This window comes from Nostoc sp. ATCC 53789 (genome assembly GCF_009873495.1).
Lineage (GTDB): Bacteria > Cyanobacteriota > Cyanobacteriia > Cyanobacteriales > Nostocaceae > Nostoc > Nostoc muscorum_A.
Map to the genome: position 1 here is coordinate 5,892,839 of NZ_CP046703.1, position 13,048 is coordinate 5,905,886.

At 40.1% G+C, this 13,048-nt stretch carries 15 protein-coding genes; 6 read left to right on the forward strand and 9 right to left on the reverse strand.

What is annotated here, in order from left to right:
- Window positions 1–137 precede the first annotated feature (137 nt).
- From petJ to GJB62_RS24370, 6 genes are all read right to left on the reverse strand, one after another.
- A complete protein-coding gene (petJ, locus tag GJB62_RS24345) occupies window positions 138–482 on the reverse strand; it encodes a cytochrome c6 PetJ (RefSeq protein ID WP_114083741.1) in 345 nt (114 codons plus the stop codon).
- 245 nt (window positions 483–727) lie between these two features.
- On the reverse strand, window positions 728–1,147 hold the full coding sequence (petE, locus tag GJB62_RS24350; RefSeq protein WP_114083742.1) for a plastocyanin: 420 nt from the start codon (window positions 1,145–1,147) through the stop codon (window positions 728–730).
- A gap of 272 nt (window positions 1,148–1,419) precedes the next feature.
- Window positions 1,420–1,911: a photosystem II cytochrome c-550 gene (gene psbV / locus GJB62_RS24355; protein ID WP_114083743.1), complete on the reverse strand. Its 492-nt coding sequence runs from the start codon at window positions 1,909–1,911 to the stop codon at window positions 1,420–1,422.
- Window positions 1,912–2,043: 132 nt separating this feature from the next.
- Window positions 2,044–2,259, reverse strand: coding sequence for a hypothetical protein (locus GJB62_RS24360; protein ID WP_012409317.1), 216 nt, complete (start codon window positions 2,257–2,259; stop codon window positions 2,044–2,046).
- A gap of 225 nt (window positions 2,260–2,484) precedes the next feature.
- A complete protein-coding gene (locus GJB62_RS24365) occupies window positions 2,485–3,312 on the reverse strand; it encodes a carbohydrate ABC transporter permease (protein ID WP_114083744.1) in 828 nt (275 codons plus the stop codon).
- Window positions 3,309–4,217 (reverse strand): sugar ABC transporter permease, encoded by a 909-nt coding sequence (locus tag GJB62_RS24370; RefSeq protein WP_114083780.1) that lies wholly within the window; start codon window positions 4,215–4,217, stop codon window positions 3,309–3,311. The genes GJB62_RS24365 and GJB62_RS24370 overlap by 4 nt, the downstream gene beginning before the upstream one ends.
- Window positions 4,218–4,750: 533 nt before the next feature.
- Here GJB62_RS24370 and GJB62_RS24375 point away from each other — a divergent pair.
- Together GJB62_RS24375 and GJB62_RS24380 are read left to right on the forward strand one after the other, a co-directional pair.
- Window positions 4,751–7,018, forward strand: coding sequence for an ATP-binding protein (locus GJB62_RS24375; RefSeq protein WP_245245992.1), 2,268 nt, complete (start codon window positions 4,751–4,753; stop codon window positions 7,016–7,018).
- Between the two features lie 83 nt (window positions 7,019–7,101).
- Window positions 7,102–8,019, forward strand: a complete 918-nt coding sequence (locus tag GJB62_RS24380) for an alpha/beta hydrolase (RefSeq protein WP_114083746.1) — start codon at window positions 7,102–7,104, stop codon at window positions 8,017–8,019.
- Window positions 8,020–8,069: 50 nt separating this feature from the next.
- On the opposite strand, the gene GJB62_RS24385 is transcribed toward GJB62_RS24380, so the two are convergent.
- Window positions 8,070–8,447, reverse strand: a complete 378-nt coding sequence (locus GJB62_RS24385; protein ID WP_114083747.1) for a type II toxin-antitoxin system VapC family toxin — start codon at window positions 8,445–8,447, stop codon at window positions 8,070–8,072.
- Window positions 8,437–8,661, reverse strand: coding sequence for a hypothetical protein (locus tag GJB62_RS24390; RefSeq protein WP_114083781.1), 225 nt, complete (start codon window positions 8,659–8,661; stop codon window positions 8,437–8,439). The genes GJB62_RS24385 and GJB62_RS24390 overlap by 11 nt, the downstream gene beginning before the upstream one ends.
- Window positions 8,662–9,346: 685 nt before the next feature.
- Between GJB62_RS24390 and GJB62_RS24400 the strand changes: the two genes are divergently transcribed.
- Genes GJB62_RS24400 through GJB62_RS37605 form a run of 3 tightly spaced genes read left to right on the forward strand, consistent with a single transcriptional unit; the run spans window position 9,347 to window position 9,956 of the window.
- The gene (locus tag GJB62_RS24400; RefSeq protein WP_114083782.1) at window positions 9,347–9,577 is read left to right on the forward strand and encodes a type II toxin-antitoxin system prevent-host-death family antitoxin; all 231 of its coding nucleotides are present in this window, start codon (window positions 9,347–9,349) and stop codon (window positions 9,575–9,577) included.
- A complete protein-coding gene (locus GJB62_RS38220) occupies window positions 9,562–9,762 on the forward strand; it encodes a PIN domain-containing protein (RefSeq protein WP_348537523.1) in 201 nt (66 codons plus the stop codon). The genes GJB62_RS24400 and GJB62_RS38220 overlap by 16 nt, the downstream gene beginning before the upstream one ends.
- Window positions 9,763–9,812: 50 nt before the next feature.
- Entirely contained in the window at window positions 9,813–9,956 is a 144-nt protein-coding gene (locus GJB62_RS37605; protein ID WP_348537531.1) for a hypothetical protein, read from the forward strand.
- 16 nt (window positions 9,957–9,972) lie between these two features.
- Here GJB62_RS37605 and GJB62_RS24410 read toward each other — a convergent pair whose 3' ends face one another.
- The gene (locus tag GJB62_RS24410; protein ID WP_114083783.1) at window positions 9,973–11,193 is read right to left on the reverse strand and encodes an ABC transporter substrate-binding protein; all 1,221 of its coding nucleotides are present in this window, start codon (window positions 11,191–11,193) and stop codon (window positions 9,973–9,975) included.
- 361 nt (window positions 11,194–11,554) lie between these two features.
- On the opposite strand from GJB62_RS24410, the gene GJB62_RS24415 reads away from it, so the two are divergent.
- Window positions 11,555–12,976: an MFS transporter gene (locus GJB62_RS24415; protein ID WP_114083748.1), complete on the forward strand. Its 1,422-nt coding sequence runs from the start codon at window positions 11,555–11,557 to the stop codon at window positions 12,974–12,976.
- The last annotated feature ends 72 nt before the right edge of the window (window positions 12,977–13,048 follow it).

A 13,048-nucleotide genomic window follows, 5' to 3' on the forward strand; every position in this document is an offset into this window, starting at 1 on the left:
TCAAATTTTCTTTAGTCTGCTTCCTGTGGCTAAGTTTGTGTAGCCGTGAGTTTTATTCACTTTGGCTCTAAGTTGACACCTATGAGTATTGCTGCGCTCGTAAGAGCGATCTATATTCCATACAATTGAGAGCTAGTTTACCAGCCTTGTTCTGCATTCTGAAAAACGTAGGCAGCTACCTCTAGAATCTCTTCAGCACTTAACTTTCCTTTAAAGGCAGGCATAGCATTTTTACCATTTTGGACTTGGTGGATAATCGCCTCGATTGAGTCGCTATCATAATTTTCTAGGTATTTTGACAATGCTTCCTTTTTCAAGGTTTTCTGGCTAATAAGGATATTACCGCCACCTATATGGCAAGAAGCGCAGTTAGCCTCGAAAACTTTAGCACCGTTGGATATTTCGGCAGCTAGTGCTGGACTAATGAATGTAAATTTGAATAGAGCGATCGCTATCATTAAGATTAATAAAAGTATTCTCAAGAGAATTTCCTCGCAACAAGCCTCCAGCAAGAGTATAAACGTGATTAATCCCTGATTAAGTCAAATTTGATCAAAATTGGCGGTAACGAATTCATCCCTCAATCGCTACAGATTGTTTAGCGTTTTAGGGGACGATAAGACTCGTTACCGCCATTTATCCATTGTGTGCGTCACTCTAGGAGCGTGGCGTGTTGCTATGAGGTAATTTCACAGAGAGAAATCATCTTCTGTCAACGAGGATGTTTCTAGCCTTGGACAGTAATTTTACCAACCATGCCAGCACCACGGTGAGGTTCGCAATAGAAGGTGTAGTCACCAGCGGGTGCGTCTGCGGGGAAAGTGGTTGTTTCCTTTTTACCAGCACTCATCAGCAAAGTCTTATGAGAAAGAGATTTTGCTAAAGCGGCATCCTTTGCAGGGTTTTTGGCAGGGTCAAACACAACGTTGTGGGGAGGAACTTTATTGTTCACCCATTCAATTGTGTCACCTGGTTTAATGGTCAAGTTTTTCGGTTCAAATGCTAGCAGTCCTTTATCGCTACCCAATTTAACCTGGTAGGTTTCAGCAGAAGCACTGGGAGTAAAAACTGCAAAACTACTAACAACTAAAATGATTGTCAACACAGCTAAACTAAAGCGTCGCAAGCTTGCCGAAATCAATTTCATGGCTCTCTCCTAACAAACAATTTTTTTTCCTTTCTCATTTTAAATAAAATCAACACCAAATATGACAATCTGTCATAGATACAATTTTTTTTTAAGAAATGGGGAGTAATTTATTGCAAAAAGCTGTGAAATCAGTAGGGAATGGGGAATGGGGAATGGGGAGTAGGGAGCAGATGGGAAAGAGGTAATTCTTATCTCCCCCTTGCCCCCTGCCCCTCTGCTTTTTGTGCCCTATTCCCAATGCCCTATTCCCAATGACTCAGTTCCAGGATTTAGTAATAGATTTTTCCGCCTCCCCACTTAGTGCCAACGATTTTGGGTTGTATGAGAATATGACCAGCGATCGCTTCCAAGTCTTCATCCGTCAGATTTCGCATTGCTGTGAAAATATCTGCACTCTTGATACTGGGGTGGATTTCGGAAATCTCTTCTTCCCCATCGTAAGTAGTAGGATTTTTGAGATAATCCACCAAGCCTTCAATGTTATTACGGTTGGGTGTTGCCAGTGCCAGATCGTCTGGAGTAAGTCCAACGTTCTGGTTTGTCTTGGTAACTCCCCCAGCATGACATTGGGCACAAGCGTAATTAAATAAGCGTTTGCCTTCTTTTACTTGTTTCAGGCTAAGTACGGTGGTCTCACCCTGAGCATTTAATGGCACTGTTCGGGTAGCTTTGTCTAGTTCCACTGCTGTCGCGCTACCGACAAGCAACTGAAACGAGAGTAAAACAGTGGCCACAACAACGCCAATTAGTCTTCTAAACATGTTTCCCCTTAAAATTTTTGACGCTCAACACAGCTAAGAAAGCGGTTCTCAATCTCCAAGCTGCTAATTGCTAATGACTCATTGTTTTTTGTCATTAGCTATCAATGATTAGCTAAAGCCCAAGATCACCCGTTAGGTGTCCTCGTCATCACCCACCAAGTCGCTAGTACCTTTTGGGTGTGTTTCAAACGATATTTGGGAAATAATTGCCTTTGCATCTTCTAACGCCAAACGGGTCTTTTGGTGTTTGTAGGCGATTCCCAGTTGGTTGCACAGAGAAAACACTTTTTCTACAGGTATACTGTAGTCGGCTGCTATCTCTGCGATCGATAGGTCTGCAAAACCCATAATGCTTGTTAACTGATAGATAGAGATTGAGTCGCTGTAATACCAATATCACGTTAGGAGTGCAATTTGTTGCCCAAAATACTGTTTGGGGAATGGGGAATGGGGCAAAACAGTTCCGAGTTCCGAGTTTCGAGTTCTGAGTAAATCTCAGTAAACAAGTAAGATTCCCCACTCAGCACTCAGCACTAACTACTCAGCACTCCTGAAGGGCATTGGGAATGGGGTTTAACCTTTTCCCCCAGTGAAGGTAACGCTTTGAATAAAGTAACGATTAAAAAAGGCGTAAATACCTAAAGCTGGTAGGGTAAAAACCATAGAAGCTGCCATAATGTAGTTCCAATAGCTAATGTATTGGCCTTTGAAGGTATTCAGCCCCAAAGGGAGGGTAAACATTTCTGGGTCAAACAGGATAACTATCGGCAGTAAAAAATTATTCCAACTTCCCATGAATACAAAAACTGCTTGTGCTGCTAGTGCTGGTTTTGCTAGAGGTAAGACAATATGTCGGAAAATTCCAAAGGTATTTAAGCCATCCAGTTGAGCCGCTTCTTCTAGTTCTTTAGGAAAATTAACAAAAAACTGCCGCATCATAAAGATAAAAGTGGCATTCACCATGCTAGGCACAATCATGCCTTGATAAGAATTCAGCCAGCCGATCGCTTTTAAAATCAAAAATGTCGGAATTAGGGTGATTTGCGCTGGTACTGCCAGCACAGCCAAGATTAGAAAGAACCAAAAGCGCTTACCCACAAAACGCAGTCTTGCCAAGGCATAACCAGCCATTGAATTTAACAACAAGTTTAAAAACGTAACGCTGACGGCAATTACCACACTGTTGAACAACCAGCGCCAAAATAACGGTTCTTGAAGAAATATTTGCTTGTAGTTGTCAAGAGTAAAATTCTTGGGGAGAAAGTTGGGTTCACCACCCACAATCTCTGTTAGCGGCTTAAATGATGCTGAAAGGGCCCAGAGAAAGGGAATTAGGGTAACGATCGCATAGAGTGTCAGCAAGACGTATAGCAAGACTTTTAAGCCAGAGATTTTAGTCAAATCCGTTCGCCTCCAAAAAGTCGCCGTTGAATCAAAGTGATGGCAACGATCGCTGCTGCTAACAAAAATGCGATCGCAGCTGCATATCCCATTTGTAAATTGCGAAACACAGCTTGGTAAATTAGCAGCACCACAGTTAAGGTAGCGTTATTTGGGCCGCCAGTACCCCCAGAAAAGATGTAAGACTGGTCAAAAAGTTGAAAAGTCCCAATCACCCCCACTGCTACCACAAAGAAGGTTACAGGCTTAAGCAAGGGAAGGGTAACGTGGATAAATTGCTGCCACCCATTTGCGCCATCGAGTTCCGCCGCCTCATAAAGTGTTTGGGGTATATCTTGCAAGGCCGCCAGATAAATCACCATGAAAAACGGCGCAGTTGACCAAATGTTCATGATCATAATGCCTTTGAGCGCAACATCTGGATCGCCCAACCAGTTATAAGTAGGTAGCCCTACAAAAGCGAGAAAATCGTTTAGTAGCCCATCGGTGTTATAAATCCACATAAAGATCAGCGTCAGCACTGCTGAAGATGTGACTGTGGGCAAAAAATAGAGGATGCGCCACCAGTTTTTACCGCGAATCCCAGAATTCAGAGTTACCGCCAGAATTAAAGCTAAGACTGTTTGAGTTGGCACAACAATAGCTACGTATTGTGCTGTGTTTCTTAAAGCAATCCAAACCCTTTCATCTTCAGCTAATCGTGTGAAGTTCCGAAAACCGATGAACTCGTACTCAATACCGCCGAGAAGTCGGACTTTTTGCAAGGAAAGAAAAACGGCGTAGAGAATGGGTAAGACTACAAAAGTCCCCAAAACTAGAATGGTGGGCATCATGAACATATACCCAGCCAAGTTTTCTGTGATATTCCACCTGGGGTTACTCCGCCGCCTGTTGATTGCAAACACTACAGTACCTCCGTTTAATCCAGCACTACCCGGATTTCTCACGAAGGGGAGTGTGGGGAGTGTGCGAGGTCAGATTTCTTCCCCATCCTCCCACACCTCCCACACCTCCCACACTCCTTGATTTCTCACTTGTGAGAAATCAAGGACTAACCCGGCTGTAGAGATGGGTTATGCATAATTATTGATCCTACTCCTGTAATTAAATTAAGTTTCTATTTTTGGAAAGCCTAGACGCAAAACGACGATTTACGAGATATCAGTTGTATGAGTTAGCTGCTTATGTAATTTCGGGAACTATATATTTAGCTTCCTTGGGGATGCTAATTAACCCGACTCAAGCAAGAGGACACAAAATGTCATATACAGCCTACTTACGTTCGATTAAAAGTGAACTTCAGAGAACTGATAAAACTCAAAAAAGTCTACGGGTAAAAACTATCATAGAACAGTTTGGCTACCAGCGTAGAAGTCAATCATTCATAGATAATTTTAATACTGCTCTTGATGAATTGGGACTTTGTGCAAATCCTTGCTTGGATTTGTATATTCCGCTAGATACAAAAATTGCTATTTCTATTAAGGGTGTAGAAGCAATCAATAAAGTAGCTGAATCTGAATCAATTTCAGTCAAACTACAAGAGGCAATATCAGTCAAACATGATTTTTTTTACTACTTGTTTGATTTTGGCTCGGAACAAGAATATGAACGATTCCAAGCATGTTTAGATTCTCATCAGCCAGTAGGTATTTTTTTGATTCCACAAGTAGAAGATTTCTTCTCTGATATTGTTGTCAAAATTTTTAATTATGAATTAATTAGAAAATATCAATACGGAGGATATACTAGTACTCCAAAATCTGCTACTAGAAAAATTCCTACAAGTCTTGCCTCAGATAAAGATTGTGACGATGAACAGGAAAGTTCCATTTCTGATGCTAATATTTTTCAGTTTCATCGCTCAACTATGACCAGTATTATACTTGGCAATACTGGGTTAGAGTTACTTGATTCGGAAAAATTCGATCAGCAGTTTGAACAGATATCTTTATCTGCCAATAAATATAATTCTGAACAGTTTTTTATTTTATTTCATTGTCCATCAGTATTAGAAATCCAAGCTCATCAGCAAGAAGATGCTTTAGGATACTTGGTAGATAGAGTTGCCAGTAAAATTCCTTTTACTTTTACTCTCAGATGTAAATACCCAAATGAAGCCTCTCTTGAGCATAAAGAAGAAGTATATGCTCATTTTCGTCTATTGCTAGAACTTCCATATTATCAAATAGAGGAAGATGATGCATCTTTGCGAGATTATTTTGTAGATTTGCAAAAGGCTCAGATACAGGCTGAATCACAGTTATTTTTAAAGATAAAACCCGAACATTTTTACAGTCTGAAATGGCAACAAGAAAGTAAAGAATATATCTATCTCAAGTATTTTGCTATTAAAACCTTAGAAAATCTAGGATATGAATTGTCTAATATTGGCTGTGAAGTTGAGTTGACCTCTAAGGATGAGGAAACACCAGATGAAGATACATCAGATGATTATGAAGAGTATCAAAGTGAAATTATAGAAGTCTATGTAAAAAATCAGGTAGTAGTTGAGATAGAAACTCTCAAATACCAAGAATTTCAGGATAATAATCTCTTTTTAGATCCCCTTAAAAGAGTTTTGAGAAAATCAAAAGTATGGCCGAATAAACTAGAAAGTCTTTGGTTGGTAATTCCCGGCTTTGAGATTGCCCGCAACTATTACCAACTAAAAAAAGCTAAGGAAATCTTAGAATATAAGTTATCTGGATATTATGGCGATCGCTTCCAGGTTGTAATCATGGCTCCTGATTATGAAAAACACCAATTAGTCCCAGTCTCATTTGATTCTATTGAATATCCATCCTTTGAGTATGGGGTTAAAAAACCTAGTTTATTACAGGCATATCCAGTTACTAATCGTGTTAAAGAATTTAAGCTGGACTTTAGCCAAGTAAAAGGACTAAACGAAGAAAAAGACAAACTAGATAAACTTCTCAAGCTGCAATCTAAGGGACACAAGGGTTCAATTGGTGGAATTCTTTTCTATGGATTACCTGGATGCGGTAAAACTCTACTGGCAAATGCTTTTGCTAATGAGTCTGGCAGATATTTCTTTAAATTCTCTCCTGCTGATATTGTCAGTGTTTGGATAGGTCAAAGTCAAAAAAATATTCGAGATATCTTTGCTCAAGCTAAGAAAAAAGCTCCTTCAGTTTTATTTATTGATGAGTTAGACAGTATTGGGTTTAATCGTAACGAAGACAACGCCCACACAGACCAAAAAGCAACTATTAATCAATTACTCATAGAACTAAATAATCTTCAAAATAGTGATGTGATTGTAATAGCTGCCACTAATTATTTGAGTGGTATAGATAGTGCTTTGAAACGTTCTGGTAGATTGGATTGGAAGATTCCTATCTTTCCACCGTCTCAAACAGAAAGAATAGAGCTATTCATACACTACCTGTCAAAAATTGATATGAATCAGCTAGTTAACTTTGAAATGCTGGCAGAGAAAAGTATGAAGTTTACGTCATCAGATATCGAGTTAGTTTGTCGAGAAGTTAGAAATGCTATTCTTCTAGAAGAAATAAGTTCAGCTTTAACAACTTCAGATGTGATTACTTACATCAATAATCTGCAAGATGGTGGTTTAAGTCTTAACCAAGAACAAGTCAAGGAATTTTTAGAAGAATGTAAAAGAATGAGTGTGAAGAATCCTAAATTAGAAACTCTGAAATTAGAATGGGATTTGTATTAGCAATAGCTCAATAAAAATGGCGTAGGCGTAGCCCTTCGTAGACATCGCTCTTTTGGTAGTGTTGGAAAAATAACTTTAGGAATATGCGATATTTTACTAAAAAACTGCTACTAAGAAGCATCGGAGTTGTGGCGATCGCCTACATTTCAAGTTGTCTATTTTTGTTTGTTCGGCAGCGTTATTTGATATTTAGCCCCACTCCACAAATCTTAACGCTACCTAGTTCGCCCGACTTTTTTCTTCCTTACAAAGATGTGCGTTTACCTATTACTGGCTCTAATGAATATATACATGGTTGGTGGATTCCAGCACCATTACCAAAAGAGAAAGTTTCTTTAATTCCAAATGAGCCTGTAAAAATTTTAAAATCACCTAAAATATTTTTATACTTTTGTGGTGCTGCTAATAATAAAGGTTACTACAATTATATAGGCAGACTTCAAGCAATGCGACAGTTGGGGTTTTCTGTATTAGTGATTGACTACCGAGGTTATGGTAGTAGCAAAGGGAATTTTCCTAGTGAGTCTCAGCTTTATCAAGATAGTCAAATAGCTTGGAATTATTTAGTAAAAGTCCGCCAAATTCCCCCAGAGCAAATTGTCATTTACGGTGAATCAATGGGTGGAGCAGTTGCTATAAATTTGGCAGTAAAACATCCAAAAGCTAGCGGATTAATTGTGCAAAGCTCCTTTACATCAATGGCAGAGGAAATAAAATATAGAGATTGGTTACGGATGTTTCCCATCGAGTTGCTGCTAACACAAAAGTTTGATTCTATTTCTAAAGTTCGTTCTCTACGTCTTCCCGTTTTATTTATTCATGGAACTGATGACAGCATTGTTCCATCCTACATGAGTCAGCAGTTATATGATGCTGCCCCTGAACCCAAACAACTTTTATTAATTCCAAAAGGAAAACATGTCCAAATTTATCAACCTGGAAGTAAATCGTATTTACAAGCAATTCAAAAGTTTATCCAAAAGGTAGAGTCTCAAGAGTAAGAAATATATCCATCGGTATGGGCTTAAATCATTGCTGCTGACTCAGCAGGCTACCAATTAATTACCGTTAAAATTGTTACCTTCGCAAACTCTTGATCGGCAGTCACTAAGGTAGCTAAATTTTGGATCGCCATTGCTGCAATAATTGCATCTGGTAGTTTCACCCGATATTGCTGGCGAATTTCAATGATTTTGTTAATCAAAACAGCATCACTCGCCACCAAACAGATAACCTCAACTCGTTGCAAAAACTGCTCAAAAAGTTGACGATCTTCTTGACTCAGCCCAGAAAACGCCAGAAATTCAATTTGGCTAATAACTGAAACTCCAATCCAATCAGCATCTTGAAGTAATTGAATAAGTTGAGAATTTCCTTGAAGCAGAGCCACTATCACATTCGTATCCAACATGTAGCGATTACCATTCATCGCGTAGATTTCTCTGCATTGCTACCTCATCTCCCTGCCAAGTTAATCGCCCCACTAAATCGGAGAAATCATAACTAGGTTGCTGTTTTTTCTCTGACGAAACTGGATTTAAAACAACTACAACGTTCACTTCCATCGCCGCTAACTGCGTTGGAATATTAAGATTTAAATATCCTGATTCATCGATTTTAGTTGTAAGTTTTAAAACTTCCATTGCCAAATAATTAGTAAACCTTATCTTTATATTGTCGCATTTTGCTGGGATGTAGACAAAGAATTGCTTATAAGCTAATGAGCATTTAAGTTGCATAACACCAGGGCTAAAGCCCTTACTACAAGCGAATCAGTCTGAAAAAATGACTGACGATTAGCTTAGTTGTTTAATATCTACTATAAAGAGCGATGTCTACGACGGGCTACGCCTACGCTTCCCACTCTCCATTTAAGACTCAGTTTCGTAATCGGCGATCGCATCTCATACGTGTCTATTTAAGCCTTAGCGAATGGAATGAGACTGTTGGCGAATTGATAAGGGGTCTAACCCCTCGCCCCAAATCCATCTTAAATTTCTTTAATTTCAGTGCGTTTCAACGCACTTTAGCTATGGGCAATCAATTTATTGCAGGGCGGGAAAGCAACGTAAAACCAAAGGTTTAGGGGTGAGGGGTTTAACCCATCGTGAACTGACCAACAGTCTCATAGAATTCGCTACTACACAAACGAAGTCCACCTCCGTGGACTAAGAAAAAATCAATGGTTTTAACCCACGGAGGTGGGTTTTGACTGTGTAGCCGCGACTTCCAGTCGCCCAGTGAGTAATAAATTAGACTTTTCAAACACCCTCTTAGAACTGCTATATGTCCGATTAAAATATGACTATAGTCATGACTATGGTTATTATGAAATCAATTTCCAAAAGTAAACTCAAATCTCAACTTCTTGAGTTCTTACGACTTGTAGAGTCAGAGGGAGAAGAAATTATAGTTACCGATCGCGGTAAGCCAGTCGTGAAAATTTCCAAATACGCACAAACACCTTCAACAGAGGAGTTATTTGGGGAGATGCGCGGTAAAGTAAAGTACTTTGAGGATTTAACTACACCAACCACTGCGGAATGGACACAATTGTGAAGATAGTCCTTGACACTTGTGCCCTAATCTGGTGGAGTTTAGATCCAGCCAAACTTTCTGAACAAGCTAAAGAAGCGTGCAACCAGATGGAAAGGGATAAAAATGGTCTTGTTCCGTCTATAGCTATATGGGAAATTGCTTTAAAAATCAAAAATAAAAAACTGTCAATCTTAACGAGTATGTAGTAACGCTGAAAAAGTCTAGTACTGTTCAGATTGTACCTATTGATGAAAATATTTGGATGGAAAGTGCCAATTTAGAATGGGGTCATCGAGATCCAGTAGATCGAGTTGTCGTCGCACTAGCCAGAAGTAATCAAGCTGCAATAATTACATCTGATAAAGAGATAGCAAACTTCTACCCAGAAGTAATTTGGTGAAGGTAAGAAAGATTGTTTAATCCATCGCCTTAATTTGCTGATTAGCTTCATTCTGTGCCTTAATCATCGCCTGCTTTAATGGTTGCTGCCCCAACAAGGCGCTGATAAACTGATTCTCAAAGTTATTGACGATCGCACCTGGATATTTTCCCACCTGCCACGGTGTAGCATAATCTACTCCCGCCACTAATGGCGATCGCAGTGCATCTTGGTCATAGCCCAAATTCTTTGCCACTGATTTACGTGTTGGCAAAGCAAACCCTGTTCCTGTCCACTTCTGCATTCCTTCTTTACCTGTGAGATAAGAAATCAACTCCCAGGCTTCGGCTTTGTGCTGTGCAAGATTATTCATCACGTAAGCAACTGTAAAAACCATCGTGCCTTTTTTGCCATTAATCGTAGGCACTGGTGCGGTAGCAAACTCTACTTGGGGAAAGGTTTCAGTTAAGTAAGGAATTGCCCAGTTACCCTCAATCACCATTGCCACTTTACTCTGACCAAACATTTCACTACCTGAGTTTGTCCCTACATCAGATTTTTGGGCAGAGGAACGGTCTTTTTGATACTGGTCTACTACTAACTCTAAACCTTTTAAACCTGCTTCACTGGCAAAGGTAGCATAACCATTTTGATCGATGAGTTGCCCACCAAAGGCTTTGATTTTATAAGCCTGACGTGCCAATTCGGGAATTTCCCCAAAGCCGTATTTGTTAAGTTTGCCTGTCAATTGTTTCGAGTAGTTACGTAATTCATCCCAAGTAGCTGGCGGATTACTCAACCCGGCGGCAGCAAATGCTTTTTTATTATAAAACAGGGCAAGGGTGGAATAGTCTTTGGGAAGACCATAAATATGATTTTGATATTTGAAACTATCGAGTAGGGTATCTTCAAAATCCGTTAGGTCAAATTCGGGGGTAATGTAACTTTCTAATGGTTCTAGGACATTCTGACTCATCAAGAAAGGAGCTTCTAGCGCATCGAGGTAAAAGACATCTGGCGCAGCTTCCCCAACTAAACGAGTTTTAATTACATCCATGTATTGGTCGGAAATTACCTCATATTTGACCTTAATAGTTGGATGTTGTACCTCAAACTCTCGCAATACCTGTCTCAAGAGTTTTTGCTCAACAGGAGAACCTCCCCAGCCACTAAGTTTGATACTAACTGCGGTAGATGCTAACGGTTTGCTTGGCAATTGTAGACTTTGACAAGCAACAATAGCGATCGCGATCGCCATTATCAATCCCAAAAAATTAAATAATCTTTTTTTGATCACTTGTACCTTCTGTTGTTAAGGAGTGAGATTTTACTTATCTAAAATTTTTGTTGAAAATTGCAAGCTAGAATAACGAAAACTTATTAAAAATGCTATTAAAGAAGAATTCAGAAGTCAGAATGGGCTAAATGCCCCGCTATCGCGGACTCGCTAATGCTGCGCTATCCACTCTTTCGTGACGCTCGTAGACTCGCTATCGCTGCGCTATCAAAATTTATTCTGAATTCTGGCTCCTGACTCCTGAATTCTGTTTCGATAAAAGCATACTGAGTTCTTCGACAACCTGATTTATGTCAGGATGCTTTACTCATAAACATACATTATGGATTTTGTTCAGGTTGAAACAACTGCACCACTGGCTCTGGAAATTCCCCAGATTTCTTTACCACCAACAGCACTTTCTCCAACCTCTCGAATTCCCAAGGATGCGATTCGCACAAGTTTAAAAGCCTCCACTGCGGATTCTGTCTTAGCAGCAGTTTACTCTCTTGGAACTGGCGGAATTTTACTCAGCAATTTCTTGGTGGAACTGGGTGCTAGTCCAGTAGTATTTGGGATGCTTTGCTCTATCCCCATGTTGGTCAATCTGATTCAGCCGTTGGGTGCTTACTTGTCTGAACGTAGCACGAGCCGCTTTCAATATTCTCTTCGGACACACGGAATTGGTCGGCTGCTATGGCTGGCTCTAGTAATTGGTATTGTAGGCGTAAGTTTAGAAGCAATCAATACTCACCAATTAGTGATATTGACACTTTTGATTGTCCTATTCAGCAATCTTTTGGGAGGACTAGGAACCGCATCGTGGCTAAGTTGGGTTGCAATGATAGTTCCCCGACGATTGCGAGGCAGGTATTTTGGGACACGCAATAGTGCTGCTAACCTCACTAATTTGGTTTGCGTACCAATGGCTGGTCTAGCTGTATCACATTGGTATGGTGGAACACTGCAAGGCTATGGGGTGATTCTGCTAATAAGCATTGTGTTGGGAATTGCGGGATTGGGGTGTCAGTATTTCCAAGTGGATATGAATCCGCGATCGCAAAATACTTATTATGACAAGTTAACTCAAACAGTTGAGATTCAGCCAGAGGTTGCAAAAGATGAATCTTCTGAAGTCGCTCAATCAATTCATCCACTACAAAACCAATTAACTAATAGTGTTTGGAAAAACTCTAACTTTTTAAGATTTTTGCTGTATTTCAGCTTCTGGAATCTTGCTGTGAACCTCAGCGCTCCTTTTTTTAACCTCTATATGCTGGACACGCTGGATTTAGATGTGAGTTATGTGACTATCTACAATAGCCTTCAGGCGGGGGCGACTTTGCTAATGCTTATTTTGTGGGGAAAATTAGCAGACAAGATAGGCAATCGTCCCATCCTCATCTGTATTGGAATTTTGGTTGCAGCTACACCACTATTATGGCTAGGGATTGGTGCTAATCGCTTTGATATTTGGTTGTGGCTACCTCTGTTACACATCTTGGCTGGAGGTACTTGGGCGGCGATTGATTTGTGTAGTAACAATATACAATTGGCGATCGCACCAATTAAAAATCAGTCTATCTATTTTGCGATCGCAGCTGCCGTTGCTGGAGGGAGTGGTGCTTTAGGCGCAACTATAGGCAGCTTCATCGTCCAATTTGCTCAGTTTGGAGGCTTGCTAGGGTTGTTTGCCCTCTCTAGTCTATTTCGACTAGCAGCACTTGTTCCACTCGTTTTTGTCAAAGAGCCGATGAGAGGATAAGGGAGCAGGGGGCAGGGGACAAGGGGACAAGGGGACAAGAGGTGAGAACTTGAAACAAGTCTTTCCCCTTGT